This window comes from Brevundimonas bullata (genome assembly GCF_003350205.1).
Classification (GTDB): Bacteria; Pseudomonadota; Alphaproteobacteria; order Caulobacterales; family Caulobacteraceae; genus Brevundimonas; species Brevundimonas bullata.
Genome location: NZ_QLLC01000002.1, coordinates 13,565 through 36,951, shown reverse-complemented (window position 1 = coordinate 36,951; position 23,387 = coordinate 13,565). Strand labels below are relative to the sequence as shown.

22 protein-coding genes, 1 tRNA gene and 2 pseudogenes are annotated in these 23,387 nt (G+C 67.3%); 10 read left to right on the top strand and 15 right to left on the bottom strand.

From position 1 onward, the window contains the following. Positions 1 to 37: 37 nt before the first annotated feature. On the bottom strand, positions 38 to 1,324 hold the full coding sequence (locus tag DXK21_RS16830) for a copper resistance protein B (protein WP_245945025.1): 1,287 nt from the start codon (positions 1,322 to 1,324) through the stop codon (positions 38 to 40). Further along, positions 1,321 to 3,072 (bottom strand): copper resistance system multicopper oxidase, encoded by a 1,752-nt coding sequence (locus tag DXK21_RS01250; protein ID WP_114815973.1) that lies wholly within the window; start codon positions 3,070 to 3,072, stop codon positions 1,321 to 1,323. Before DXK21_RS01250 ends, DXK21_RS16830 begins: the two co-directional genes overlap by 4 nt. 227 nt (positions 3,073 to 3,299) lie before the next feature. On the opposite strand from DXK21_RS01250, the pseudogene DXK21_RS17005 reads away from it, so the two are divergent. From DXK21_RS17005 to DXK21_RS01230, 5 genes and pseudogenes are all read left to right on the top strand, one after another. Beyond that, positions 3,300 to 3,449 (top strand): annotated as a pseudogene (locus tag DXK21_RS17005) (heavy-metal-associated domain-containing protein); the annotation flags it as partial. Between the two features lie 322 nt (positions 3,450 to 3,771). Continuing rightward, positions 3,772 to 4,020: pseudogene (locus DXK21_RS16715) on the top strand (haloacid dehalogenase); the annotation flags it as partial. Beyond that, on the top strand, positions 4,017 to 4,436 hold the full coding sequence (gene cueR, locus DXK21_RS01240) for a Cu(I)-responsive transcriptional regulator (protein WP_114815972.1): 420 nt from the start codon (positions 4,017 to 4,019) through the stop codon (positions 4,434 to 4,436). The pseudogene DXK21_RS16715 and the gene cueR, both read left to right, overlap by 4 nt. After that, on the top strand, positions 4,433 to 4,630 hold the full coding sequence (locus DXK21_RS01235; protein ID WP_114815971.1) for a heavy-metal-associated domain-containing protein: 198 nt from the start codon (positions 4,433 to 4,435) through the stop codon (positions 4,628 to 4,630). The genes cueR and DXK21_RS01235 overlap by 4 nt, the downstream gene beginning before the upstream one ends. 2 nt (positions 4,631 to 4,632) lie before the next feature. Then, complete coding sequence (locus tag DXK21_RS01230; protein WP_114815970.1) at positions 4,633 to 5,121, top strand: DUF411 domain-containing protein; 489 nt, start codon at positions 4,633 to 4,635, stop codon at positions 5,119 to 5,121. A 42-nt stretch (positions 5,122 to 5,163) separates the two neighbouring features. Here the strand turns inward: DXK21_RS01230 and DXK21_RS01225 are convergent, their stop codons facing one another. The 5 genes from DXK21_RS01225 to DXK21_RS01205 all read right to left on the bottom strand — a co-directional run bounded on the left by DXK21_RS01225 (position 5,164) and on the right by DXK21_RS01205 (position 12,264). Next, positions 5,164 to 5,922 carry a 3-oxoacyl-ACP reductase gene (locus DXK21_RS01225; protein WP_114815969.1) on the bottom strand — a complete coding sequence of 253 codons (759 nt, stop codon included), beginning with the start codon at positions 5,920 to 5,922 and terminating at the stop codon, positions 5,164 to 5,166. 143 nt (positions 5,923 to 6,065) lie between these two features. After that, positions 6,066 to 8,498, bottom strand: coding sequence for a DUF305 domain-containing protein (locus DXK21_RS01220; protein ID WP_211305946.1), 2,433 nt, complete (start codon positions 8,496 to 8,498; stop codon positions 6,066 to 6,068). A 129-nt stretch (positions 8,499 to 8,627) separates the two neighbouring features. Next, complete coding sequence (locus tag DXK21_RS01215) at positions 8,628 to 9,395, bottom strand: prephenate dehydrogenase/arogenate dehydrogenase family protein (protein WP_114815967.1); 768 nt, start codon at positions 9,393 to 9,395, stop codon at positions 8,628 to 8,630. Between the two features lie 496 nt (positions 9,396 to 9,891). Further along, positions 9,892 to 11,229 carry a dihydroorotase gene (locus DXK21_RS01210; protein WP_114815966.1) on the bottom strand — a complete coding sequence of 446 codons (1,338 nt, stop codon included), beginning with the start codon at positions 11,227 to 11,229 and terminating at the stop codon, positions 9,892 to 9,894. A gap of 78 nt (positions 11,230 to 11,307) precedes the next feature. Further along, entirely contained in the window at positions 11,308 to 12,264 is a 957-nt protein-coding gene (locus tag DXK21_RS01205) for a glycosyltransferase family 9 protein (RefSeq protein ID WP_114815965.1), read from the bottom strand. A 137-nt stretch (positions 12,265 to 12,401) separates the two neighbouring features. On the opposite strand from DXK21_RS01205, the gene DXK21_RS01200 reads away from it, so the two are divergent. The 4 genes from DXK21_RS01200 to DXK21_RS01185 all read left to right on the top strand — a co-directional run bounded on the left by DXK21_RS01200 (position 12,402) and on the right by DXK21_RS01185 (position 15,325). Then, positions 12,402 to 13,067, top strand: a complete 666-nt coding sequence (locus DXK21_RS01200) for a hypothetical protein (protein ID WP_114815964.1) — start codon at positions 12,402 to 12,404, stop codon at positions 13,065 to 13,067. A gap of 74 nt (positions 13,068 to 13,141) precedes the next feature. After that, on the top strand, positions 13,142 to 13,687 hold the full coding sequence (locus DXK21_RS01195) for a hypothetical protein (protein WP_114816085.1): 546 nt from the start codon (positions 13,142 to 13,144) through the stop codon (positions 13,685 to 13,687). Positions 13,688 to 13,858: 171 nt separating this feature from the next. After that, positions 13,859 to 14,653 carry a CAF17-like 4Fe-4S cluster assembly/insertion protein YgfZ gene (gene ygfZ / locus DXK21_RS01190; RefSeq protein WP_114815963.1) on the top strand — a complete coding sequence of 265 codons (795 nt, stop codon included), beginning with the start codon at positions 13,859 to 13,861 and terminating at the stop codon, positions 14,651 to 14,653. A gap of 63 nt (positions 14,654 to 14,716) precedes the next feature. Continuing rightward, positions 14,717 to 15,325 carry a DNA-3-methyladenine glycosylase I gene (locus tag DXK21_RS01185; protein WP_114815962.1) on the top strand — a complete coding sequence of 203 codons (609 nt, stop codon included), beginning with the start codon at positions 14,717 to 14,719 and terminating at the stop codon, positions 15,323 to 15,325. A gap of 181 nt (positions 15,326 to 15,506) precedes the next feature. On the opposite strand, the gene DXK21_RS01180 is transcribed toward DXK21_RS01185, so the two are convergent. Further along, positions 15,507 to 15,932, bottom strand: coding sequence for a DUF1493 family protein (locus tag DXK21_RS01180; protein ID WP_114815961.1), 426 nt, complete (start codon positions 15,930 to 15,932; stop codon positions 15,507 to 15,509). A 97-nt stretch (positions 15,933 to 16,029) separates the two neighbouring features. Between DXK21_RS01180 and DXK21_RS01175 the strand changes: the two genes are divergently transcribed. Then, positions 16,030 to 16,680, top strand: coding sequence for a ribonuclease HII (locus DXK21_RS01175; RefSeq protein WP_376856753.1), 651 nt, complete (start codon positions 16,030 to 16,032; stop codon positions 16,678 to 16,680). Here DXK21_RS01175 and DXK21_RS16430 read toward each other — a convergent pair. The 7 genes from DXK21_RS16430 to DXK21_RS01150 all read right to left on the bottom strand — a co-directional run bounded on the left by DXK21_RS16430 (position 16,677) and on the right by DXK21_RS01150 (position 23,167). Further along, on the bottom strand, positions 16,677 to 16,814 hold the full coding sequence (locus DXK21_RS16430) for a hypothetical protein (protein ID WP_162790554.1): 138 nt from the start codon (positions 16,812 to 16,814) through the stop codon (positions 16,677 to 16,679). The two genes, DXK21_RS01175 and DXK21_RS16430, sit on opposite strands and share 4 nt — an antisense overlap. A 38-nt stretch (positions 16,815 to 16,852) precedes the next feature. Then, complete coding sequence (locus tag DXK21_RS01170) at positions 16,853 to 17,893, bottom strand: DNA adenine methylase (protein WP_114815960.1); 1,041 nt, start codon at positions 17,891 to 17,893, stop codon at positions 16,853 to 16,855. 162 nt (positions 17,894 to 18,055) lie between these two features. Continuing rightward, a complete protein-coding gene (pyk, locus tag DXK21_RS01165) occupies positions 18,056 to 19,507 on the bottom strand; it encodes a pyruvate kinase (protein ID WP_114815959.1) in 1,452 nt (483 codons plus the stop codon). Between the two features lie 134 nt (positions 19,508 to 19,641). Beyond that, on the bottom strand, positions 19,642 to 21,336 hold the full coding sequence (locus DXK21_RS01160) for an alkaline phosphatase family protein (RefSeq protein ID WP_114816083.1): 1,695 nt from the start codon (positions 21,334 to 21,336) through the stop codon (positions 19,642 to 19,644). Between the two features lie 74 nt (positions 21,337 to 21,410). Next, entirely contained in the window at positions 21,411 to 21,542 is a 132-nt protein-coding gene (locus tag DXK21_RS17000; protein WP_281269011.1) for a hypothetical protein, read from the bottom strand. A 78-nt stretch (positions 21,543 to 21,620) separates the two neighbouring features. Further along, positions 21,621 to 21,705: transfer RNA gene (locus tag DXK21_RS01155), tRNA-Leu, on the bottom strand. A 25-nt stretch (positions 21,706 to 21,730) separates the two neighbouring features. Next, positions 21,731 to 23,167, bottom strand: coding sequence for a M20/M25/M40 family metallo-hydrolase (locus tag DXK21_RS01150; protein ID WP_245945023.1), 1,437 nt, complete (start codon positions 23,165 to 23,167; stop codon positions 21,731 to 21,733). Positions 23,168 to 23,387: the final 220 nt, after the last annotated feature.

Here is a 23,387-nt window from a genome sequence, read left to right as displayed (position 1 = left end):
CCGTACGCGCCCATCCGCCGCACCGCCTGGTTCGTCATCAGAACCAGGCCTTGATCCCGACCACGAAGCGCGTCGCCTCCACGTCGTCGCCGCGCGCCTTAGCGTAGTCGGCGGTGTCGCCGAACGACCGGCTCCACTCCACGCCGACGTAGGGGGCGAATTCCTTGCGGATTTCATAGCGCAGGCGCAGCCCCGCCGTGACCGAGGTCAGGCCCGACCCCATCTCCAGCTGAGGAATATCGCTGGCCGACAGGGCGACTTCGACCGCCGGCTGCAGAATCCACTTCTGGGTCAGGCGCTGGTCGTATTCGGCCTCGGCGCGCGCGGTCAGGTCGCCATCGGTCGATAGAAACGCAGCGGCGCTCACCTCGAACCAGTAGGGCGCGACGCCCTGGACGCCGAGCGTCAAATGGGTCGTGTCGTCGCCGTCGGGCCGGAAGTCCTGGCGCACACCGGCCTGCACGTCCCAGAAGGGGGCGACGGCGCGGCTATAGAGGGCCTGGACCTCGGCGTCGTGCAGCTTGCCGTCGAAGGCGCCCTCGCCTTCAGTCTTCCACCAGAAGCGGTTGATGTCGCCGCCGGTCCAGCCCTGGGCGTTCCAGCTGTAGCCTTCCTCGTCGTCGCCGAAGCTGGCTTCGAGCGTGTCGATCAGGACCCCCGTGGTGCGCACGTCGCCGTTCTCGGCCAGCAACTGCTTGCGCGCCGCCGCCATGACGGCGGGATCGAACAGCAGGTCCGCCGCATGGGCCGGCGTAGCGCGGGCGGCGGCGGGCGGCGGCGTCTCGACCATGCGGCCGCCGACCGCGTCCGCACTGGTCGGGATGTTGGGCGCACCGCCTGCCATGGCCGACATGTCATGACCTGCGTGGGGGTCCGCCGCCGGGGTCTGGCCCATATCGTGACCCGCGTGAGGATCAGCCGCCGGGGCCATGTTGTGACCGGCATGAGGGTCGGCGGCGGGGGCCGTCTGCATCCCGCTCATGTCATGCCCGGCGTGCGGGTCGGTCGCAGCCGCCGGAGCGGCGCTCGTCGCGTGACTCGCATGAGGATCGACCGGAGCCGGTTGGGCGCCGTGTCCGGCATGACCGCTCATGTCATGACCCGCGTGCGGGTCCGCCGCCATCGGTGCCGCAGGCGCAGCAGGCCGAGGCGCGGCGGCGGGTGGTTTGGGTTTGGGCGCGAGTCTCGGGCGTGCCTGCGGCGGACGGGCGGGCGCCGCATGGGCGCCGTGGCCTGCATGCCCGCCGTGCGTCTGGGCCAGGGCGGAACCGGCGGCCAGCATCAGGGGAAGAACCGCGACGGCGGCGAACAGGGCGCGGCTCATCGGGCGGCTCCTTCCAGCGGACGAACCGTGACGACGTTGAACATCCCCGCATGCATGTGCATCAGCAGATGGCAGTGGAAGGCCCAGTCGCCCGGCGCGTCGGCGGTCAGGTCGAACGTCACCTTGGAGCCCGGCGCCACATTCACCGTGTGCTTCAGCGGCTGATGCCCGTCGTGGCCGTTGACCAGCTCGAAGAAGTGGCCGTGCAGGTGGATCGGGTGCGCCATCATGGTGTCGTTGACCAGCGTCACACGCACCCGCTCGTTCAGCTCAAAGCGGATCGGCTCGACCAGCTCCGAGAACTTGCGCCCGTCAAAGCCCCACATGAAGCGTTCCATGTTTCCGGTCAGGTGGATTTCCATCGAACGCGACGGCGGACGCGTGTCCCTGTTCGGCTCCAGCGCGCGCAGGTCGGTATAGACCAGCACCCGGTGATCGACGTCCTGAAGCCCCTGCGGCCGTTCGCCCAGTCGGTTGGCCGGGGCGGGCGAGACCATGTCCACACCGACGCCGACCGCCATGTCGGCGGGGGCGTTGTTGGGGTCACGCATGCTCATGGCGCCGTGGTCCATCGGCGCGGCGGCGGCGCCGCCGTGGCCTGAGTGATCCATCGCTCCATGATCCATCCCGCCCATCCCCATATCGGCCATGGTCAGGTTCGGAACCTTGCGCAGCGGCGGGACCTCCGCCGTCATCCCCAGACGCGGCGCCAGGGTGGCGCGGCCCATGCCCGAACGGTCGATAGCTTCCGACACGATGGTGTAGGCGCGGTCCTCGGTCGGACGCACGATGACGTCATAGGTCTCGGCCACCGAGATCTGGAACTCGTCCACCTCGACCGGACGCACATGCTCGCCGTCGGCTTGGACCACGGTCATGGCCAGTCCCGGAATGCGGACGTTGAAGATCGACATGGCCGAGGCGTTGATGAGGCGCAGCCGCACCCGCTCGCCGGGCCGGAACAGGCCGGTCCAGTTCTCCTCCGGCCCATGGCCGTTGATCAGATAGGTATAGGTCGTGCCGTTGACGTCGAGGATGTCGCGCGGGTCCATTCGCATCCCCGCCCACATTCGACGCTCGACCAGATCCATGCCGTCCGATCCGTCCAGCAGGCCCGCCAGCGTCGTTTTCTGCATGTTGAAGTAGCCGGGGCTCTTCTTCAGCTTGGCCAGGATTTCGTGCGGATGCAGGAAGCTCCAGTCCGACAGGACCAGCACGTGCTCGCGGTCATAACCGACGGGATCGACGCCCGCCGGGTCGATGACGATGGGGCCATAGTGGCCCATAGCCTCCTGCATCCCCGAATGGCTGTGATACCAGTATGTGCCCGACTGCCTGATCGGGAACTCATAGACAAAGGTCTCGCGCGGCTTGATGCCGGGGAAGCTGATCCCGGGCACCCCGTCCATCTGGAACGGCAGCAACAGGCCGTGCCAGTGGATCGAGGTGTCCTCGTCCAGAGTATTGGTCACCGACAGGCGAACGTTCTGGCTCTCGCGCATCCGCAGCAGGGGCGCGGGCAGCAGGCCGTTGACGGTGAAGGCGTGGCCAGTGCGCCCGCCGACGGTGAAGTTGGAATGGCCCACCGTCAGGTCGATATTCGGCCCCGTCAGCGTCGGCAGATCGGCCCGCAGACCCGGCGACCCCGTCTGCGCCCAGGCCGGCATCAGGCCCGAAAGGCCGAGCAGCCCGCCGCCCGCAGCCGCGCCGCGCAACAGGGACCTGCGATCGAGAGCCATGCTCGACATAGGGGGGATCATCCTTCTTGTACCGTACCGCGCCTGACGATTTCGACGCGGGCTTCACTGCTATTACGCGGCTCGGCGCGACGCCCCTTGCGACAGGACGGCACAGACGCGCCTAGACTATTACGCCGAGCACGAGCGGGATCGTCGCCTCGCTTTTTGAGGCATTGACCTTCCCATGACGGGAAGGTTTAGAAGGATCAGGCTGTAAACGACGAAAGGCTCCGCCGATGTCCGCCGCCTCCCTGAAAATCCTCGACCTGCCGGTCCTCGGCATGACCTGCGCCAGCTGTGTCGGCCGGGTCGAGAAGGCCATTCGCGCCGTGCCCGGCGTGACCGAAGCCAACGTCAACCTGGCCGCCGAGCGGGCTACCGTCCGCTTCCTCTCCGGCGCTGTGTCCTTCCGCGATCTGGCCGCCGCCGTGCAGCAGGCGGGCTATGGGCTGGAACACCCGGAACAAGGCGACGCCGACGCGGGCGACCGCGAACAGGCCGCCCGCGCCGCCGAGATCCGCAACCTGGGCCGCGCCGTCCTGATCGCGGGCGTGGCGACCCTGCCCCTGTTCGTGCTGGAGATGGGCTCGCACTTTCTCCCCGGCATGCATCACTGGCTCGCCGAAACCATAGACGTGCAGACCTGGCGCCTGGTCAGCTTCGTCCTGACCAGCTTCGTCCTCTTCGTCCCCGGCCTGCTGCCGTCCGCGCGGCGCGGTCAGCGCCATCGGCCTGTCGCGCGCCACCATGAGCAATATCCGCCAGAACCTGGCCTGGGCCTTCGGCTACAACGTCCTGCTCATCCCGGTCGCGGCGGGCGTCCTCTACCCGGCCTTCGGCTACATGCTGTCGCCCATGCTGGCGGCCGGCGCCATGGCCCTGTCCAGCGTCAGCGTCGTGTTGAACGCCCTGCGCCTGCGCGCCTTTAAGCCGCGCTTCGAAGGAGCCGCCCAATGAACATCGGCAAGGCCTCCCTCGCCACCGGCGTCTCGGCCAAGATGATCCGCTACTACGAATCCGTCGGCCTGATCCGACCGTCCGAGCGGACCGAGAGCAACTATCGCGACTTCAGCGAGCGCGACCTGAACGACCTGCGCTTCATCCGCCGCGCCCGCAGTCTGGGCTTCTCGGTCGAGGAGATCAGCCGCCTGCTGTCCCTGTGGCGCGACCGCAACCGGCCCAGCCGCGAGGTCAAGGCCATGGCCGAAAAGCACGTCGCCGACCTCGACGCCCGCATCAAGGAGATGCAGGCCATGGCCGACGCCCTGCGCGACCTGTCGCGCTGCTGCGCCGGCGACGACCGCCCCGACTGCCCCATCCTGTCCGACCTGGCGGGTTCGCCCGCCGCCGCTTCCCAAGGAGTCACCCCATGATCGCCCTGACCATTCCCAAGATCCGCTGCGGCGGCTGCGTCGCCAGCGTCGAGAAGGCCATTCACGCCGTCGACGCCTCGGCCCAAATCACCGCCGACATCGAGGCCCGCCGCGTCGAGGTGACGACCAGCGCTGACCGTCAAACCCTGCTGACCGCGCTCGACGCCGCCGGCTATCCGGCTGAGGCCGCCTGAGCATGAAGAAGATGAAGATCGCCACCCTCGCCTTCGGCGCCGCCATCCTGGGCGGCGCGGGCTTCCTGCTGAACGGCCTGCCGACTGTGGCCCAGGCCTCGGACATGACCGTCTACAAGAGCGATTCCTGCGGCTGCTGCGGCGGCTGGGTCGAGCATATGCGCAAGGCCGGCTACGCCATCACAATTGTCCCGACCGATGATCTGGCCCCGGTGAAGGTCCGTCTGGGCGTGCCGCAATCCCTGTGGTCCTGCCACACCGCCGTCGTCGACGGCAAGGTGATCGAGGGCCACGTCCCGGCCGCCGCCGTCAACGCCTTCCTGAAGACGCCGGGCGCCTCTCGCGGCATCGGCGTGGGCGGCATGCCGACCGGTTCGCCCGGCATGGAGGCCCCCGGCTACGCCCCCGAACGCTACGACGTCATGCGTTTCGGCAGCGGCGCTCCCGCCCCTTTCATGACCTTCGAGGGCGCGAACCCGGTTCGCCACTAAACAGAAAGGCCCCGCCAGCGAACTGGCGGGGCCTTTTCATATTCAGTCCCGAACCAGTCCGCCGTCGACCACCAGGTTCTGCCCCGTCACCGCTCGGCTCCACGGCGAGGCGAAGAACAGCACCGCGTCGGCGAACTCCTGCGGCGTCGTCACCGAACGCAGAGGCGTCATGCCCGCGATCAGGTCGAACACCGCGTCCGGCGTCGCCGCACTGGCGTCCGTCGTCCGCAGCAGACCGCCCGAGACCATGTTGACCGTGATGCCCGACGGCCCCAGATCGCCCGCCGCCGTCCGCGTCAGGCTGAGCAAAGCCGCCTTGGCGGCGGTGTAGTCGTGATAGGGCACCACCGGATTCTGGAACAGGTTGGTGCCGATGTTGACCACCCGGCCGAACTTCTGCGCACTCATGCCCGGCGCCGTCGCCTGAATGACGTTCAGCGCCCCCCGGATCACGGTCGAGAACTGGCGCGCCATGTCCTCCCACGGAATGTCGGCCATCTGCGCGCGGGCGTCGCCGTTGAAGCTGTAGTCCAGGGCGTTGTTGACCACGGTGCTGATCGGCGCGCCGAAATGGGCCTGCGCCTTCGCCACCATGACCTCGACCGCCGCCCGGTCGGTCACATCGGCCTGAACGGCGATCACGCGCTCGCCCAGCTCGGTCGCCAAGGCTTGCGCCTGCTCGCCGCTGGCCCGCCAGTTGATCACGACCCGCGCCCCCTGCCCCGCAAAGGCCCGCGCCGCCGCCGCGCCGACGCCACGCGCGCCGCCAGTGATGAGAACGATCTGATCGCGGATATCCATGAGAGTACTCGCTGACACGGTGAAGAATACCGCCCAGCCTTAAGCTCTGCCCTGCCGAAAAACCACGCTGATTGCCGAAAGATCAGCATGCGTCTTGGGGCGGACTTTCATCCGCCCCAAGCGCTTCTCCAGCCTCATGAAGCCTAGCGCAGTTGCGCCGAGACCCCTTCCAGTCCGGCTCTCAGAGCAGCGATACGGCGCGTCGCAGCCGCAGCCGCATCCGCCCCAGCCGTGCTCAAGCCCTTCGCCAGCGCGTCCAGATTAGCCGCCAGAGCCGCATCCTTCGTCCCCGCTTCGACAAGCGACGCGGCCTGCCCCAGAGCCGTGGTCAGATCTGCAATGAACGCGGCCGCCAGGACGTTCTGACGCGCCAACTGATCCACATAGGCCTGAGCCACCACCGGATGGTTCGGCCAGGTCACGGGGAACTGCTGTTGCGGATTGAACACGCCGCCCTGGTTCGCCAGCTTCGCTGCCGCAATCTCGGCCGCGCTCAGATGATCGCTGGGCTGCAGGGCCAGCACGTCCAGGCCGCGCGCGATCTCGCTGCCGTAGATGTTCCCGCCAAACCAATAGGTCGACCAGTAGCCGCCGAGAATCTCGTGATCAGCGTCAATCGGCCCACGGTCGAAATAGGCGATTTCAACCGGATTGGAGGAATCGGTGAAGTCCATGACAGACACACCGCCCTGATACCAAGCCTGCACGAAGATATCGCGGCCGGGAACTGGAATAATCGAGCCGTTATGGGCGACGCAGTTTTCTTTGTCCGTCTGGGCCGCCGGCAGCTTATAATGGCTACGGTATTCCAGCTTACCATCGACGATGTCGTAGATCGCGTTGGCGCCCCAGTTCGTCGGATCCTGCACCCGACAACGCGGGCGCGAGCCACCGCCCCACTCATCAGTGAACAGAACCTTGGTGCCGTCATTGTTGAACGTCGCCGAGTGCCAGTAGGCGAAGCCCTTGTCCGTGACGGCGTCAATGCGTTTCGGCTTCCGAGGGTCCGAGATATCGAAGATGATGCCGTTCCCGGAGCAGGCGCCGGCCGCCAGTTGTCCGGTCGGGAAAACGGTGATGTCGTGACAGTGGTCTGTCCGGCTGGTTTCCTGCGTCCCCTCGCCGTGGTCTCCTCCCTGCCACAAACCGGCGAGTTGCCCGGTCTGGCTGTCGGCAAAGACGCCAGGACTGTCGATGATCCGGGCCAGCGCAGGCTGCTCTATAGGGATCTCAATGACATCAACACGGAACAGGGCGGTGCGGGCGTCGCCCGCGACCGGACCAACACAGCCCGCCAGCTCGCGCTCGTCACGGATCGAGGACGTGCCTGAGTTGTAGACGATGATGCTCTTGTCGTTGACGGACACTACCGAGTGAGTGTGCGAACCACGGCAAGTCTGGACCTGCCCCACCTGCATCGGTTGAAGCGGGTTGCTGATGTCGAAGATGCGCAGGCCACGGAATCGATCAGCGCTCACATCCTCGGTAATTCCATCGCGCCCGCAGTCCACACGCCCGCTGGTTTGCTCCACCGACATGAGCAGCAAGTCCCCGACGATGGAGACGTCGCCCTGGCCGCCTGGGCATACCACCGAACTGATCAGTTGCGGCATTTCACCTTGGCCGAGACGGTAGAGGTTGAAGCCATGATAATTGCCGACCGCCAGCAGATCGCCGGCAAAGGCCATGTCGGTGTTGGCGAAGCTGAGGAAGGGTCCCCGCTTGCCGAATCGATCTTCAGTATCCTCTGCGCGCCCAGCGGTCTTGTCACTGTCGGCTTCAGCCGGGAGGGGAGGCGGCAGGCCCACAGGATTGCTGGGGTCGTAGAATCCGGCCGGCTTGGGCAGGTTGCCGATCAGGTTCAGGTTGCGGATCGCCTGTCCAGCATCACGGTATCCAGCGGCGAGAGTCGAGCGCGGATCCTCCGAGAGCTCGCGCGACAGCGCCGTCATCCGCCGCATCTCGCCCTGCTGCTCATTCGTGACGTCATTCGCGAATTCGAACAGGATCGGATCATAGGCCGAGCCTGAACGACCCAGCAAATGCTCGACCATCTTCACCGCGCCATCATGGTGGGCGATCATCAATTCCAGGAACAGGCGATCAAACGCGGGGCCGCGAGCCCCCGCCAAGGCGTTCATCTGTTCCGGCGTCGCCATGCCGACCATCATATGGTGCTGGCCATGCCCCTGCTGAGCATTGTGCATGGCGTGCGGATCGCCTGCGGGATTAGGCGCATCCTGACCACGCTCCTTCAGCCAACGCTGCATGAAGGCGATCTCGTCAGCCTGGGCCACATTGATGCGGCCCGCCACATCAATCAGCGCTTGTCGATTCGTGCGTTCCTGAACCAGGGCGGCCATTTGCACGGCCTGATAGTGGTGCACGATCATGTCCTGCATGAATCGTACGTCGTCGGTCGAGAAGCGGTTGTCTGCGATCCGCACCGCGTCTTCAGCCGTCAGGGCGCGGGTCGCCTGACCGGGGGCTCCAGGCTGAACAATGGGCGCATCCTGCGCCATCGCGCCGCCCGCAGCCAAAAGGCCGACAAGCGAGCAACTGACGAGCAGATGCAAGGACCGTGTGGATCGAAACGACATAGTAAGCTCCCCCTGAACAAGGCGGCGATTGAACTTGGCCTTTTATCTAGGCGCAAGAACAAATAACCGTGATCGCCAACTCTCGCCTCCCGTGGCACCTCTGCCCTACCCGTCCAGCTCCGCCCTCGCCTGCTCCGCCAGATCAAAGAACCGCCGCCGCACCTCGGCGGCATAAGGGTTGTCGTGTTCGATGGCGCGGAACACCGCTGCGCTGTCGTGGCGGACCATGTCGACGCCCTGCATGACGCGCTCGAAGCTGGTCGTGGTCATCCGTGTCGGCAGCGGCTCCATGGCCAGCAGAACCTTGGCGATCAGGTGGGTCAGGCCCTGGACCGTGGCCGCCTCGCGGTCGTGATCCTCGGGCGTGACGACGAAGACCTTGAGCCCCAGCGCCTTGCGACAGAAGGCGGCCACGCGCCAAGCCGCCTTGTCGCCGCGCACCGGACAGACAGCGATGCGCAGGCCCGCGATGCCGTCCTTGCCGCTCTGGGGACCGAACAGGGGGTGGGTTCCGACGATCTGGACGCCCTCGGGCAGGCCCTCCAGCATGACCTCGGCCGGCTTCACCTTCACCGAGCCGACATCGAGGATCAGGGCGCCCGGCGTCACGGACGGAGCGATGGCCGCGACCGTCTCGGCCAGAACCCCGACCGGCACAGCCAGCACCACCACCGGACAGGCCGCCGCCTCTTCCAGCGTCGTCAGCCGCACCAGCCCCTCGCCGTCGCTGGCCGCCGGGTCATAGGCGACAATGTCGAACCAGGGCGACAGATGCCACGCCGTCAGCCGCCCAAAGGCGCCGAAACCGATCAGGCCCAGGCGAGAGCGAAAGACCGGAGCAACCGCGTCGGGCTTCAATGCAGCGCCTCTCATCGAGCCCCCTCCCTGCATTGTGCCGCCCACGCATCAAGCGACGCTATTGCCGACTTAACAACAGCGCCTGGGTTCGCTTTGACATCACCCCAGGACACAACCACGGCGTAGCCTCGCCACGACATGACGGCGCGGCACATTTCAGAGCAGGCGTACAGCACGCCGGGAGTCGCGCTGTCCGCGACAGGCCTAGATGGAAGCAGACTGATCAAATACTCATCATAGCCCGTGGCCGTTTCGATGCCCTCAAGCTCGGCGTCGCCGATACTTCGAAGAGGCTGGTACGGAATAGATACGTTTACACCGTCCACCGTTACGCCAGCCAAGCAAGGCGCAGATGTTCGACTCACGCTGACGAACCGCTCGTTGCTCTCGACATCGCACACCCGCGCAATCTCTCGGATCTCACACGGCGCAAGAACAGAGGCTTCCTCGGTAGAACACCCCGCCAGAGCGGCCGACACCATAGCCAACCATGCGGAACCGATCAGGCCTTTCACCCCGCCAGCGTCTCCTGGAACCGCACCGGCTGGCCGTGCGCCTGGCCGATCAGTTCGCCGTCCTTCATCACCACGCGGCCGCGCACGATGGTCGCCACCGGCCAGCCCGTGGTCTCGAAGCCGTCGAAGGGGGTCCAACCGCAGCGGCTGGCCTGCTGGTCGTGGCTGATGGTCTTCTTCGCCTTCAGGTCAACGATGGTCAGATCGGCGTCATAGCTGACAGCCATCCGCCCTTTGTTGGCCGTGCCGAACACCCGCTGCGCTCCGCCCGAGGTCAGGTCGATGAAGCGTTCCAGCGACAGACGGCCCTCAGCCACGTGCGTCAGCATCAGCGGCACCAGGGTCTGCACCCCCGGCATCCCCGACGGCGACGCCGGATAGGGCTTGGACTTTTCTTCCCTCGTGTGCGGAGCGTGGTCCGAGCCCAGGACGTCAGCGACGCCCTGCTGCATGCCCCATAGCCACAGGGCGTCAACATGCTCCTGCGAGCGGATCGGCGGGTTCATCTGGGCGTAGGCGCCCAGCCGCTCATAGGCCTCGGGCGCGACCAGGGTCAGGTGCTGCGGCGTGATCTCGACGGTGGCGACATCCTTGTGGAAGCGCAGGAACTCCATCTCGTCGCGCGTCGTGACGTGCAGGACGTGGATGCGGGCGCCGGTCTCCTTGGCCAGCCCGACCAGACGGCGGGTGGACATGATGGCGCTTTCGGCGTCGCGGACCTCGGGGTGGCTGGTCCAGTCGCCGGTGCGCGCCAGGCTGCGGCGCTCGACCAGCCGGTATTCGTCCTCGGAGTGGAAGGTGGCGCGACGGCGTACGTTCGACAGCACCTTCCTCACCCCCTCGTCGTCAGCGATCAGCAGGTCGCCGGTCGAGGCGCCCATGAAGACCTTGACCCCGCAGCAGCCCGGCAGGCGCTCCAGATCGGCCAGATGCTCGGCGTTCTCATGCGTGCCGCCGACGTAGAAGGCGTGGTCGGTCCACATCCGGTTGTTCGCCCGGACCAGCTTGTCGGCCATGGTGTCCGGGTCGGTGGTGTTGGGATTGGTGTTCGGCATCTCGAACACGGCGACGACGCCGCCCAGGGCCGCCGCGCGGCTGCCCGTCTCAAGGTCTTCCTTCCATTCCAGACCCGGCTCGCGGAAGTGGACCTGGGTGTCGATGACGCCCGGCAGGACGGTCAGGCCCGTGGCGTCGAACACCTCGCCCGCCGAGGCCTGGGACAGGTCGCCGATGAAGGCGATGCGCCCGTCGATGACGCCGACGTCGGCCATGCCGCGTCCGGCGTGGTTGGCGACTTCGCCGCCCCGCACGATCAGGTCATAGGTCTGTGTCATTGGCGCATCTCCTGAGGTCGAGGCGCTTATGCGCGCCTGACGCCTCATGGGACAACCCCTCGCCCACTCAGGAAGTGGTCAGTCCGCCAGTTGCGCCAGCAGCTTCTTCGACGCCTTCAACACCCGCTCATAGGGCAGGTCCATCATGTGCTGGATGTGCTGGTTCAGGCGCGGGTCCATGTCGATGAACTCTTGCAGGCTGCGCGGACCGCGCACCGCCACCCCGGTCCAGGGACGACGCAGGGCCTCGTCCGAGGGGCCGAACACGGCCACCGTCGGCACGCCCGCCGCCACCGCCAGCTGGGTCCACAGCGAGTCCCCGCCGATATAGAAGTCAGCGCGCGACAGGGCCGCGACCGTCTGCAGCCGCGTCAGCCGGCCTTGCAGTTCGATCACCCGCTCGCGCTTGACGGCGAAGCGGATGGAGTGGGCCGCGTCGCGGTCGGCCTCTTCGCCGACGATCATCAGCCGCCCCCCGGCCAAGGGTCCCCCTTCGCCGAGCAGGGACAGGGCAACCTTGGCGTAGCGGTCGGCGGGCCAGCGCTTGCCGATCCAGTCCACGCCCGGCCCAATAGCCAGGATCGGCTCCTCGCCCGGCGGGATCAGGGCGTCGGCGGCTTCCTGCGTGTCGCGCCCGACGAACAGTTTCGGCGCCGGAATCTCGTCCAGTTGCAGCACCCGCGCCGCCTGCTCGACCAGATGGACGTCGGGCAAGACCTTGCCCTTCACCGCCCGCTTCTGGCGTCGCAGCTTGCCCGACAGGGTCGAGCCGCGCATGTCGACCACCAGGCCCCAGTGGGTCTCGCGCACCTGGTTCCACAGGGCGATCCAGTCCCAGCGCCCGTCGCGGTCCAGAACGATCAGCCGCTCCAGCCTTGGCGTGTCCGCAAACAGGGGCGCGCTGGCCGCCGAACCGACGACAGTGAAGGTGGCGTGCGGGATGGCCTCGACCAGATGGGCGAGCGTGCCCGACGAGAGGACCGCCTCTTCAGCGTCCGCCTCGGCGATATAGAGGATCGGGAAACGCCCATGCATGAGACGACCCTAGAGGGATTCTCTACGGAATTCAGCGTAGATAAGACGTGACGCGGGTTCCGTGAGCGAAGTTCGCCCTGACCGCTGCGCAAGCGGGCGCCCTCTGCTAGCATTCGCGTCGCTGAGGGAGCCGGACCATGAACGTGCTGACCATCCTACGGTCAGTGGAGGAACTGCTCTACGAGGTGATGTCGTGGCTGCTCTTCTATCCGCGCACCCTGTGGACCACCCTCACGCGCCCGCTGGCCACGATGCGCTATTCCGATCAGGAACAGCGCGACAAGCCCGAAAAACAGTACCTGGAGACCTTGAGCCCGCCGCTGTTCCTGGTGCTCAGCCTCCTGCTCGCCCATGGCCTGGAGCTGGCCATGGGCATGCCGGACGCGGCGCCACGCTCGCGCCTGGCCCAGGCCATCATGCATAGCGAACAGACGGTGCTCGCCTTTCGCGCCCTGCTGTTCAGCCTTCACGCCCTGGCCTTCGCCTGGATCTCGCTGAAGCTGGAGAAGAAGCGGATCGACCGCGAAACCCTGCGCACGCCGTTTTTCGCCCAATGCTATCTCTCCGGCGCCACCGCCATCCTGGTCAGCCTGGGCGCCGCGGGCATCCGCTATCCCAGCGAGACGGCCACCTTGGCCGGGCTGGCCGTGATCGCGGCCACCACCCTCTGGTACCTGGTCATACAGCACCGTTGGCTGATGCGGCTGGACGGCGTGGGCGCTGTCCGAGCCGGGCTCTGGGCTCTGGGCGGCTTCACCCTCTCGACCAGCCTGGTTTTCGCCTTCGGCTGGCTGCTGTCCTGACCCCAGCCCCGCCCTGCGCTCAGGCGGGCGAGCGCAGGCGCGCAATCCCCCTCTCAATGCACCAGAACCCGCCCATGAGCCTTCCCCTCCTTCCCGACCGGACCTGCGGCGGCTGCGTCGAGTGCTGCCGCGTCATTCCGCTGAACCTACCCGAACTGGCCAAGCCCACGGGCGAGCTGTGCGGCTACTGCGTCGACGGGGCCGGCTGTTCGGTCCATGAAATCCGGCCCCAGACCTGCCGCGTCTGGTTCTGCCTGTGGCGCGCCGTCGAGCTATCCGACGACTGGCGCCCCGACCGCAGCGGCGTCATCATCCGCCCCGACGGCGTCGAGCGCGGCGAGATCACCCTCTATGTCGTGCGCCGCTCCGACTTCCTTGCGAGCATGGAGGTCTTCGCCACGGTCGCCGGCTGGATCGCCGAAGGCATCGAGGTCGCCCTCAGCGTCCCCGGCCCGGTCGGCACCTACCCGGCCCGCGCCGTCGTCACCGACTGGCTGCGCCCCGCCGTCGAGGAAGGCGACCCTCAGGACTTCGTCGCCCGCATGATCGCCTCGCTGGACCGGCTGGACCAGCACGACTTCCAGCCGGACGGGGTCACGGCCAGATACGCCGTCGCCTGATCCCCTTCGTTCCTCCCCATTCCATGGGGAGGTGGCGCGACGCGCAGCGGCGTGACGGAGGGGGCGGCGGATCGGTCAGCCTTGAAAGGCTCAAAATGCCAAAGGGCGCCGCCGCGCGTGGGGAGGAAAGAGCCCCTGTCGCTTGCCCCTCCCCATCCCTATCTTGGCCGGATGTCCATCGCCCGCCTCGACAGCCGCGCCCTGATCCGCGTCACCGGCCCTGACGCCCGCCTCTTCCTGCACAACCTGCTGACGCAGGACGTGGAGACCCTGATGCCCGGAGAGCTTCGCTTCGGCGCGCTTCTGTCCCCGCCGGGACGCCTGCTGTTCGACCTCTTCATCTGGGGCGAGGAGAACGGCGTGGTGCTGGATGTCGCCGCCGAGCGGCGCGACGCCCTGGTCCAGCGCCTGTCCATGTACAAACTGCGCTCCAACGTCGAGGTCATGCCCATCCCCGACGCCGTCTTCGTCGCCTGGGGCGGCGATACACCCGAGGGCTTCATCCCCGACCCGCGCCTGCCCGCGCTCGGCGGACGCCGCTGGGGCGACCAGTGCGAGACCGACGCGACCGAGGCCGACTGGCAGGCGCATCGGCTGAGCCTCGGCCTGCCCGACCCCACCGCAGACACCCTCCTCGACAAGACCTATCCGATCGAGGCGAACTTCGACCTGCTGAACGGCATCGACTTCCACAAGGGCTGCTTCATCGGTCAGGAAACGACCTCGCGGATGAAGCGACGCGGCACCATCAAGAACCGCATGATGGCCATCGCCTTCGAAGGACCAGCCCCCGAGCGCGGCGCCGAGGTGCTGAACGGCGAGCTTCGCGCCGGCGAGGTCATGACCGGAAGCGACGGCCGCGCCATCGCCCTGATGCGTCTGGACCGTCTGGAGGGCGATCTGAGCGTCGATGGTCGTCCCGTGCGCGTCGAGAAACCCGACTGGGTTCCTGATTTCAAAGGCTAGGGCTCCAAGGCCATCGCCGCCGTCAGCCCTTGCTTAGCAAGAACATTCCGGCAACATCGGCCCATGACCGAATCCGAGAAAGCTGAAGGCCGCTGCGGCTGGTGCGGAACCACCGACCCGCTCTACATCGCCTACCACGACACCGAATGGGGCGTGCCCGAGTACGATCCCCGCGCCCTGTGGGAGAAGCTGGTGCTGGACGGGTTTCAGGCCGGCCTCGCCTGGATCACCATCCTGAGAAAACGCGAGGGGATGCGGGACGCCTTCGACGGCTTCGATCCCGAAATCGTCGCCCGCTATGACGACGCCGACCGCGCCCGGCTGCTGGCCGACCCGCGCATCATCCGCTCCGGCGCCAAGATCGACGCCGCCATCAACGGCGCCCGCCTCTGGCTGGAGATGCGAGACAATGGCGAGGACTTCTCCGCCTGGCTCTGGTCCTTCGTCGATGGAAAGCCGCTGGTGAACCAGTGGACCGACTTCCGCGAAGCCCCGACCCAGACGCCGGAAAGCGTCGCCATGGCCAAGGCTCTAAAGGCCCGCGGCTTCAAATTCTGCGGCCCGGTCATCACCTACGCCTTCATGCAAGCGGTCGGCATGGTCAACGACCACCAGACGACCTGCTTCCGCCATGGGCAGGTGGGCGGAGCGGGCGCGGTCACCAAGGTCTGATCGTCTGGCGTTGAGTAGCGCTCCGCCTCTGCCACCGTCATTCCGGGGCGCGCAGCGAACCCGGAACCCAGGCGGTTACAGTATCTCCTCCCCCGCCATTGAGTTGAACGCCTGGGCCCCGGATCGCCCCTTCGGGCCGTCCGGGGTGACGGCAGAGGGGCCTGCAATCCGCTTTCGCGGCTTAGCGGACAAAACGCTGCCAGAGCCACAGCGCCAGCAGGACGACAGGAACCACAAGTAGCAACTGGTTCACTCGGATGTCCCAGCGCACGGTCGGCACCTGATGGCGAGGATATTTGAGCGGCCACCGCTTTGTGTCGATGGCCTCAACCAGAATGTTTGGGGTGATCGGTATGCGCTGCATACGTCTATATGGCGGCGCGAAGAACAGTCCGCCGAAGTTCGTGCCCTCCTCACGATGGTGGAAATACCAACGATAATTTTCGCCATCGATCCCAAATTGAGCCCCGAAACCGTCCATGAAATCGGATGCGTCGTCTCCCTCGATGCCGAACCGCTCAAACAGATCTGTGTCGCCGCTAACAGGAAGCTTCTCGCCCCAAAACTCCTCGAACCATTCTGCAAGACGTAAAGGCGCATCGCTCATGCACCATCGATACGCGAATGCTGCGCGATCTGAAAGCGAGCGTCCACACCAGTACCACCACCTTCCACCCTGCGTCCGTTCGTGGCACTGACGCGCGATGAAGCCGCCCAAAGCCGCCACCAAGATCGACCGCCCCTTCCCCACCCTGATGCTGGAGCTGGAAGCCCGCGCGACCTGGAACGGTCCCGTCTGCGGCGTGGACGAGGCGGGGCGGGGTCCCTGGGCCGGGCCGGTGTCGGCGGCGGCGGTGATCCTCAACCCCGACGATTTGCCGCCCGGCATCGATGATTCCAAGGCCCTGACCGAGAAACGCCGCGCTGCGCTGGAACCCGAGATCAAGGCCCGCGCCCTGGCCTGGGGCGTCGGTTTCGCCTCGGTCGAGGAAATCGAGGAGCTGAACATCCTGCACGCCACGGGCCTGGCCATGTGCCGCGCCATCGAGGCCCTGAGCATCCAGCCCGCCATCGCCCTGGTGGACGGCAACTACCGCTTCAAACTGCCCTGCGACGTGACCACCGTGGTCAAGGGCGACAGCCTGTCCCTGTCTATTGCGGCGGCCTCCATCCTGGCCAAGACGGCGCGCGACCGGCTGATGATCGAACTGGACGGACAATATCCCGGCTACGGCTTCGCCAGCCACAAGGGCTACAACGCCCCCCTTCACCAGCAGGCGCTGAAAGCCCTCGGCCCCTGCCCGGCGCACCGCCCCAGCTGGGCGCCGATCAAGGCGTTGCTGGAAAGCGCCTAAAGCCCCAGAGCGCCGCCTACCAGCAGGGCGATCACCACCGCGACCGCGAGCCCGGCCAGCAGGATCGCCCAGCTGGGCAGCCCCTTGGAGGCGAGGCGCCGGGTCGAGGATGGGCGTTGCGACGGCATGGTCATGCCGAAAACAATCCCGACATTGCGAGATTGGTTCCGCCTCAGGCCGCGACCGGCAGGCTCAATGGCTGTTGCGTCACGACGAACAGATGCTCGACATTGCGCAGCCGTCCGACAGCCCCGACCTTCTCGCCCTTGCGGTTATGGATGCCGATGCGGGCGCCGACGTAGCGGGGGCGCGGGATCTCGACCACCTGCACATGACCGCGCGCCGACAGCATGGCCGTCAGGTCGTCGCGGCTCAGATAGCCTTCGTCGTTGAAGCTGACGATCAGGTTCGGCGTCTTCAGCCGCTCGACCACGGATTGCAGGGCCGGGCCGATGCCGGGGCGGCTGTTGAACGGGCTCTTGCGGGTCCGCACGTCCACCCGCTTGTTGGCGATGCCGTAGGTCTCCGGCTTGTCCCAGAGGACCAGGCTTTCCCAGCAGTGGTAGTTGGCCAGATAGGAGTGCTGGTTGTAGGGCGGGTCCAGATAGACGAGGTCGGCCTCGACCTGATCCGCGATCTCCACCGCATCCCCTTGCGTCGCCCGGCAAGGCCCCGCCGCCACGCCCGGCAACAGGTCCGGCAGCCGCAGCTCCAGCGGCTTCAACGCCCGCGGCGCCCACTGCTTCATATAGGCCATCTGCAGCCCGGCCGTGGAATCCACCCGGTCCGCCGCCTCCATCAGGGCGACCAGAACCACGGCCTTCAGTTCCGGCTCCAGCCCCATGGCCTCGATGCGGGCGCGCATGGCGTCGATGCGGGCGCCGTTATCGGGATGGAAGAAGCGGGCGTCCTCGCAGAAGGCCTTGGTGAACCAGCCGGCCTCGGGCGTCACCGTCCGCAACTCGGTCAGAACGACCTCTGCCTGCGCCGCCCAGCGTTCACGATCGGCCTGGACATAGGCCGTCGCCAGCGTGTGGGCATAGGCGTTGTGGTCGTTGGACCAGACGCGGAAGCCCTGACCCTTCAAGGCATGACCGACACGGGCCGAGCCGGAAAACAGGTCGCAGACCGTGCCCCCGTCCGGCAGGGCGGCGCGCACAGCACCCGTGACATGGCCCAGAAGCGCACGCTTTGAGCCGATGTATTTGATCATTCGTTCTCCGATCCTCCCCCGTCCCTTTGCGGGGGAGGGGGACCATCCGAAGGATGGTGGAGGGGGCGGAAGCCGGGCTCTGCGTTTCAGGGTCGCCCCCTCCACCGCTGCGCGGTCCCCCTCCCCCGTTTCGCTGACGCTGCACAGGGGAGGATCCATACCTCAGTCCTGGCCGCGCTTCACCTTTCCCGGAACATGGGCCGGAGCATGGGCCAGACGCAACAGATTCGCGGCCCCCGGCGCGCCGAAAGGCGTTCCGGCCAGGATCAGGATGCGCTGACCCGGCTCGGCCAGGCCATAGATCATGGCGCTTTCGACCGCATCCTCGGTCAGGCCTTCCAGCGAGGTCGGCTGCTCGCCCAGACGCGGCTCAAGCCCCCAGACCAGGGCCAGACGCCGCGCCGTCTCGGGCTTGGGCGTCAGGGCCAGCACCGGCTGCAAGGGCCGCTCGCGCGACATCCGCCGCGCCGTGCCGCCCAGCGTCGTGAACACCACCATGCATGCGGTCGAGGCCGCCTCCGCCGCCTTCCGCGCCGCCGCCACCAGGGCGTCGACGTCGTGGATGTCCATGCCCGCGTGCTCGGCGTCCATCAGGCCGGGCCACAGGGGGTCGCGCTCCACCCGCTCCATGATGCGGTTCATGATCTGCACCGCCTCCATCGGATAGTCGCCCGACGCCGTCTCCGCCGACAGCATCAGGGCGTCCGCCCCCTCATAGACAGCGTTGGCCACGTCGGACGCCTCGGCCCGCGTCGGGGCCGGCGAACTGGTCATGGACTCCAGCATCTGCGTCGCCACGATGGCGGGCACGCCACGCTGGCGGGCGGCGCGCAGGATCTTCTTCTGCGCCACCGGCACTTCCTCCGGCTCCATCTCGACGCCCAGGTCGCCGCGCGCGACCATGACCCCGTCGCAGTAGTCGAGGATGCTCTCCAGATCATTCAGGGCCTGGGGCTTCTCGATCTTGGCCATGCAGGCGGCGCGCCCGTTCACGATCCGCTTCAGCTCGGCCATGTCCTCGGCCTGCTGTACGAAGCTGAGGGCCACCCAGTCGACGCCGAGGCGCAGGGCGAAGGCCAGGTCCTCGCGGTCCTTGGGCGTCAGGGCCGACACTGGAATGACCGCTTCCGGCACCGCCACGCCCTTGCGGTCCGACAGCTTGGAGCCGCTCTCGACCGTGACATCGGCCCATTCGTCAGAGCGTTCCCCGACCCGCAGGCGGACGCGCCCGTCGTCGATCAGCAGCAACATGCCGGTGCGCAGGGCCTTGAAGATTTCCGGGTGCGGCATCTGCACCCGCGTCTCGTCGCCCGGCTCCGGGTTCAGATCGAAGCGCATCCTGTGCCCGGGCTTGATGGCGATCTCGACATCGGCGAACCGGCCCAGCCGCAGCTTCGGCCCCTGCAGGTCGGCCAGGATGCCCAGCGGGCGCTTCAACGCCATCTCGGCCCCGCGCACAGCCTTGAAGGCGGCGGCGTGGTCTTCGTGCGAACCGTGGCTGAAGTTCAGGCGGAAGACATCCACACCAGCCTGAGCCAGCGCCTTGACGGTCGCGGGTGAACGGCTCGCGGGTCCAAGGGTCGCAACGATGCGCGCGCGGCGGGCTCTGTTCATGGTGTTTCCTCAGGCGGCTCTGACGGCCATGGCCTCCCCTCAGAGGCCTTGATCCCTTGTGCCAACGAAACGCCGGGGGCGTAAGACCACGCCCCCGGCCCGAAACACGAGTTTATGAGCCCTGAAACACGACTTTACGGCTTTTGGGCCTCGCAACGCCCCGTGGCGAACTGCGGCAGGTCCATGCAGCGACCGTCCACAGCGTCCGTCGGCTTGACCCCGATCAGGTGGGCCAAGGTCGGGGCGATGTCGATGGTCCGCATCGGCAGGAAGCGCTCTTGACCCTGGGCGCCCGGCCACCAGAAGATGATCGGCACGCGACGGTCATAGTCCCAGGGCGAGCCGTGGCTGGAAATGGCGCCGCCGACCCGGCCCGCGCCGGTCAGGCCCGGCTGATAGGACCGCATGATGTCCGGCGAGCGCCCGGCCACCGCCGACAGGCGTAGGCGCTGACGCAGGCTCAGTTCCTCGGGATTGTTCGAGGCGGGCGCCGGCTCGGCCAGCAGCTCGTCGCGCGACACCGCCAAGGCCACCTGCGGCTCCTGGTTCAGCAGTTCGACGGCGGCGGCCAGGACCTGACTGCGCAGCGGCTCGGCCAGCGACTTCTTGTCCTTGTCGACGACGATCAGCCCGCCCGCCGAGGAAACCAGCGGATTGGCGTCCAGCTTGAACCGGGCCTTCAGCACATCATTGACGCGCGGCATCAGGGCGCGGTCCACGCGGCCCGCCGCCGGATAGCCCTCGACCGAGGACCGCTCGGGGAAATCCGAACCGCCATGGTCGGCGGTCAGCACCACGACCACCCCGCCCGGCACGGTCGCCAGCTTGTCGAGGAAGACGCCCAGCGCCGCATCGAGACGCAGCATCTGCTCGCACATTTCCGGCCCCTGCGTGCCGTATCCGTGACCGATCTTGTCGGTGGCCGACAGGCTGACGCCCAGCATGTCGGTGACGCCGCGACGGCCCAGTTGCTGGCTGTCCAGCAGCTCGGCGGCGCCCTCCAGCGTCAGCTCATCCAGCAGGGGCGATCCCTCGATGCTGTCGTTCGCGGGCGGCAGGGTCGAGTTGAAGGTCTGCCCGCCGATGACCCACTGGCCTTCCAGACGACGGCAGGCGTCATTCGTATAGGTCCAGGTCGGCGCCTGACGCGAGAAGCGGTCGATCATCCGCGCGTTGATCGCCGCGACCGGCGCCAGCCTGGCCTCGGCCGACTGGCCCGGCGCGACATAGGTCGTGAAGCCGAAGCCCTCGGTCAGCCAGAAGGCGCCGTCGCCCTTGTGCCCGGCCAGGTTGATGGCCCCGCGATCCTTGCCGGAAATGCCGAAGACGCGGCTCTGCGGGCTGACCGACTTCAGCCAGTCGCCGAGCGTCGAGGCCTTCAGCATATCCGGCCCGACCGGGCCGTTGTCGGTGTTCCTGCCGTGCGCCAGCGTGTTCTGCGGCGCGGCCAGGCAATAGGTCTCCTGACCCGTCGTGGTGTCGATCCAGTCGTTGGCGGGGATGCCGCTGTGCGTCGGATGGACGCCGGTCAGGACGGTGGAATGCCCGGCGCAGGTCACGGTGACGCCGTGCGTCTGATAGCCGTTGATCGACACCAGGCCCTGATCGGCCAGGGTCTTCAGCCCGCCGGTAAACTGGCTGCGATACTGGTTGAAGAGGTTGGCGCTCAACTGATCGACCACCAGGGTCACGACGAGGGCCGGCGCGGCGCGCTCAGCCGATGTCGCCGCCGCCATGGGCTGAGCCGCCTGCTGCGCCATGGCCGGAAGGGCCGCACCGGCCAAAAGGGCGAGCGCCAGGGTCGGAGCCAGAACGCGGCTGAAAATCATCTTGAACACCGGAAACACTACAGGTGCAGCTTGCCTACCCCCCCAGCGTTACGGCGCCAAGACAGGGGATCGGATCAACCCAATAGAGCCGCGTAGAGGCTGACGCCGAGAGCCGCGAATATGGCTAGGGCCGAGAGCGCGGCCCCGATCGCCCCGATGACCAGAATGATGCAGAGAAGGACTTCGCTCAGGGGCATCTTCTTCATCGCCCAAGCCTAGCTATACACCCCGAAGGCACCGAGCCCTCGGGTCCCCGCGAAAAAACCAAGCCTGCGAAATGGAAGTGGTGCGAGCGGCGGGGGTCGAACCCGCAAGACCGAAGTCGGCAGATTTTAAGTCTGCTGCGTCTACCAGTTTCGCCACGCTCGCGGCTTCAGCCCCCTAGGGCTTGGCCCTAAGGCTTCGCTTGTGTAGCCGCCGAACGCAGGGCGCGGAAGTCCACATCGGAATCGGCGATCAGGCGCACCAGGGCGGCCCAGGCGGCGACGTTCTGGGTCATCTGCGCCGGGTCGATCTTGTCCAGGGTGTCGTCGGCGGTGTGGTGCAGGTCGAAGTAGCGCGTGCCGTCCTGCGCCAGGCCGAAGACGGGCACGCCCGCCCCCGCCAGCGGGCCGATGTCCACGCCCCCGAACAACTCCGGCTCCGGCGACGACAGGACTCCCAACGGACGCAGCACGCGCTCCGCGATCTTGGCGAAATCGGACCCTTGCGCGCCGGGCGGCAGGCCCAGGGCATAGACCCGGTCGGCGCCGAAATCGCTCTCGCCCGCGATGACGTGCTTCTCCACGCCCGCCGCGCCGATGTTGCGGACATAGGCGCCGCCGCCGTTGCCGGTGTCGGTCGGCTGGGCCACTTCTTCCGAGCCATAGAGCACGACACGCACGGTGCGCGCCGGACGCCCCTGCTCGGCGAGCAGCTTGGCCGCGGCCAGGGTGATGGCCCCGCCCGCCGCGTCGTCGATGGCCCCAGTCCCTAAGTCCCAGCTGTCCATGTGCGAGCCCAGGACGATGATCTCGTCCGGCCGGGTCGCGCCGACGATGTCGCCGATCACGTTCTGGCTATGGGTCTGATAGGTGTGTGCTGTGGACTTCAGGCGCAGTCGCACCGGCTCGCCCATCTTCACCAACCGGGCCACCTGGTCGGCGTCGGGCGCGCTCAGGGCAAAGGCCGGCAGCGGCACCTTGCCCTCGACATAGCGGGTGGTGCCCGTGTGCGGCATGCGGTGCTCGTCCGACCCGGCCGAGCGCATGACGAAGGCCACGGCGCCGCGCTTGGCGGCTTCGGTCGGGCCCAGGCCGCGAATGCGCGACAGGGAGCCATAGCCCGAACCGTCCTGCATCCGCACCATCTGGCCGCCGTCGACGACCGCGATCTTGCCGGTCAGCGAACCGGCGGGCGCGGCCAGCAGGGCGTCCAGACCGTCAAAGAAGACCACGTCGGCCTCGATGCCGTTGGCGGGCGTGGCGATGGAATGGCCCAGAGCGGCGGCGACCAGACGCTGCGGGCGGGCGCCCAGCAGTTCGGCGCTCTCCTCGCCCCGCTCCCAGCCGACCAGCGGAAACTGTTCGATGCGGACGTTCTGGAAGCCGTGGGCGCGCATATAGTCGGCGGCCCAGTCGGCGGCGGCCTGTTCCGAGCGCGACCCCGCCGGGCGGGCGCCGAAGCGGGTCGTGACCTGGGTGACGTAGTCGAGGGCGATGTTGGCTTGCAGCGCCTGATCGCGCACCTGTTCGGCGGCGCGGATGGTCTTGGCGTCCTGCGCCATAACCGGCGCGGCGATCAGGCCGAGCGCCAATGCGCTGGCGGCCATCAGACGGACGTTGAATGACATTGAGCGCCTCCCAGACTCACGGAATGAGGCGCGACCCTAGCGGGCGAAGCCTGCGACCGAAAGCCTCAGCTTCACCGTTCCATCCTGCCTGCGTCATTCTCGGCCTTGTGCCGAGAATCCAGAAACGCTGAGTCTGAAATAATCGGCGCAGCGCCAGCCTCTGGATGCCGAGGCGTGTCTGGATCCCCGGGACAAGCCCGGGGATGACGGAGAGAGGGAG

What these genes read in the sequence shown, in the direction of transcription:
- DXK21_RS01185 (WP_114815962.1), top strand. Translation starts at nt 14,717, where the DNA reads ATGACCGAATCCGAGAAAGCTGAAGGCCGCTGCGGCTGGTGCGGAACC.
- DXK21_RS01175 (WP_376856753.1), top strand. Translation starts at nt 16,030, where the DNA reads ATGAAGCCGCCCAAAGCCGCCACCAAGATCGACCGCCCCTTCCCCACC.
- DXK21_RS01250 (WP_114815973.1), bottom strand. Translation starts at nt 3,072, where the DNA reads ATGTCGAGCATGGCTCTCGATCGCAGGTCCCTGTTGCGCGGCGCGGCT.
- DXK21_RS01150 (WP_245945023.1), bottom strand. Translation starts at nt 23,167, where the DNA reads ATGTCATTCAACGTCCGTCTGATGGCCGCCAGCGCATTGGCGCTCGGC.
- DXK21_RS01205 (WP_114815965.1), bottom strand. Translation starts at nt 12,264, where the DNA reads ATGCATGGGCGTTTCCCGATCCTCTATATCGCCGAGGCGGACGCTGAA.
- DXK21_RS01170 (WP_114815960.1), bottom strand. Translation starts at nt 17,893, where the DNA reads ATGATCAAATACATCGGCTCAAAGCGTGCGCTTCTGGGCCATGTCACG.
- DXK21_RS01215 (WP_114815967.1), bottom strand. Translation starts at nt 9,395, where the DNA reads ATGAGAGGCGCTGCATTGAAGCCCGACGCGGTTGCTCCGGTCTTTCGC.
- DXK21_RS01200 (WP_114815964.1), top strand. Translation starts at nt 12,402, where the DNA reads ATGAACGTGCTGACCATCCTACGGTCAGTGGAGGAACTGCTCTACGAG.
- DXK21_RS01210 (WP_114815966.1), bottom strand. Translation starts at nt 11,229, where the DNA reads ATGACACAGACCTATGACCTGATCGTGCGGGGCGGCGAAGTCGCCAAC.
- DXK21_RS01225 (WP_114815969.1), bottom strand. Translation starts at nt 5,922, where the DNA reads ATGGATATCCGCGATCAGATCGTTCTCATCACTGGCGGCGCGCGTGGC.
- DXK21_RS01180 (WP_114815961.1), bottom strand. Translation starts at nt 15,932, where the DNA reads ATGAGCGATGCGCCTTTACGTCTTGCAGAATGGTTCGAGGAGTTTTGG.
- DXK21_RS01235 (WP_114815971.1), top strand. Translation starts at nt 4,433, where the DNA reads ATGATCGCCCTGACCATTCCCAAGATCCGCTGCGGCGGCTGCGTCGCC.
- pyk (WP_114815959.1), bottom strand. Translation starts at nt 19,507, where the DNA reads ATGAACAGAGCCCGCCGCGCGCGCATCGTTGCGACCCTTGGACCCGCG.
- DXK21_RS01230 (WP_114815970.1), top strand. Translation starts at nt 4,633, where the DNA reads ATGAAGAAGATGAAGATCGCCACCCTCGCCTTCGGCGCCGCCATCCTG.
- ygfZ (WP_114815963.1), top strand. Translation starts at nt 13,859, where the DNA reads ATGTCCATCGCCCGCCTCGACAGCCGCGCCCTGATCCGCGTCACCGGC.
- DXK21_RS16430 (WP_162790554.1), bottom strand. Translation starts at nt 16,814, where the DNA reads ATGACCATGCCGTCGCAACGCCCATCCTCGACCCGGCGCCTCGCCTCC.
- DXK21_RS01195 (WP_114816085.1), top strand. Translation starts at nt 13,142, where the DNA reads ATGAGCCTTCCCCTCCTTCCCGACCGGACCTGCGGCGGCTGCGTCGAG.
- DXK21_RS01160 (WP_114816083.1), bottom strand. Translation starts at nt 21,336, where the DNA reads ATGATTTTCAGCCGCGTTCTGGCTCCGACCCTGGCGCTCGCCCTTTTG.
- cueR (WP_114815972.1), top strand. Translation starts at nt 4,017, where the DNA reads ATGAACATCGGCAAGGCCTCCCTCGCCACCGGCGTCTCGGCCAAGATG.
- DXK21_RS17000 (WP_281269011.1), bottom strand. Translation starts at nt 21,542, where the DNA reads ATGAAGAAGATGCCCCTGAGCGAAGTCCTTCTCTGCATCATTCTGGTC.
- DXK21_RS16830 (WP_245945025.1), bottom strand. Translation starts at nt 1,324, where the DNA reads ATGAGCCGCGCCCTGTTCGCCGCCGTCGCGGTTCTTCCCCTGATGCTG.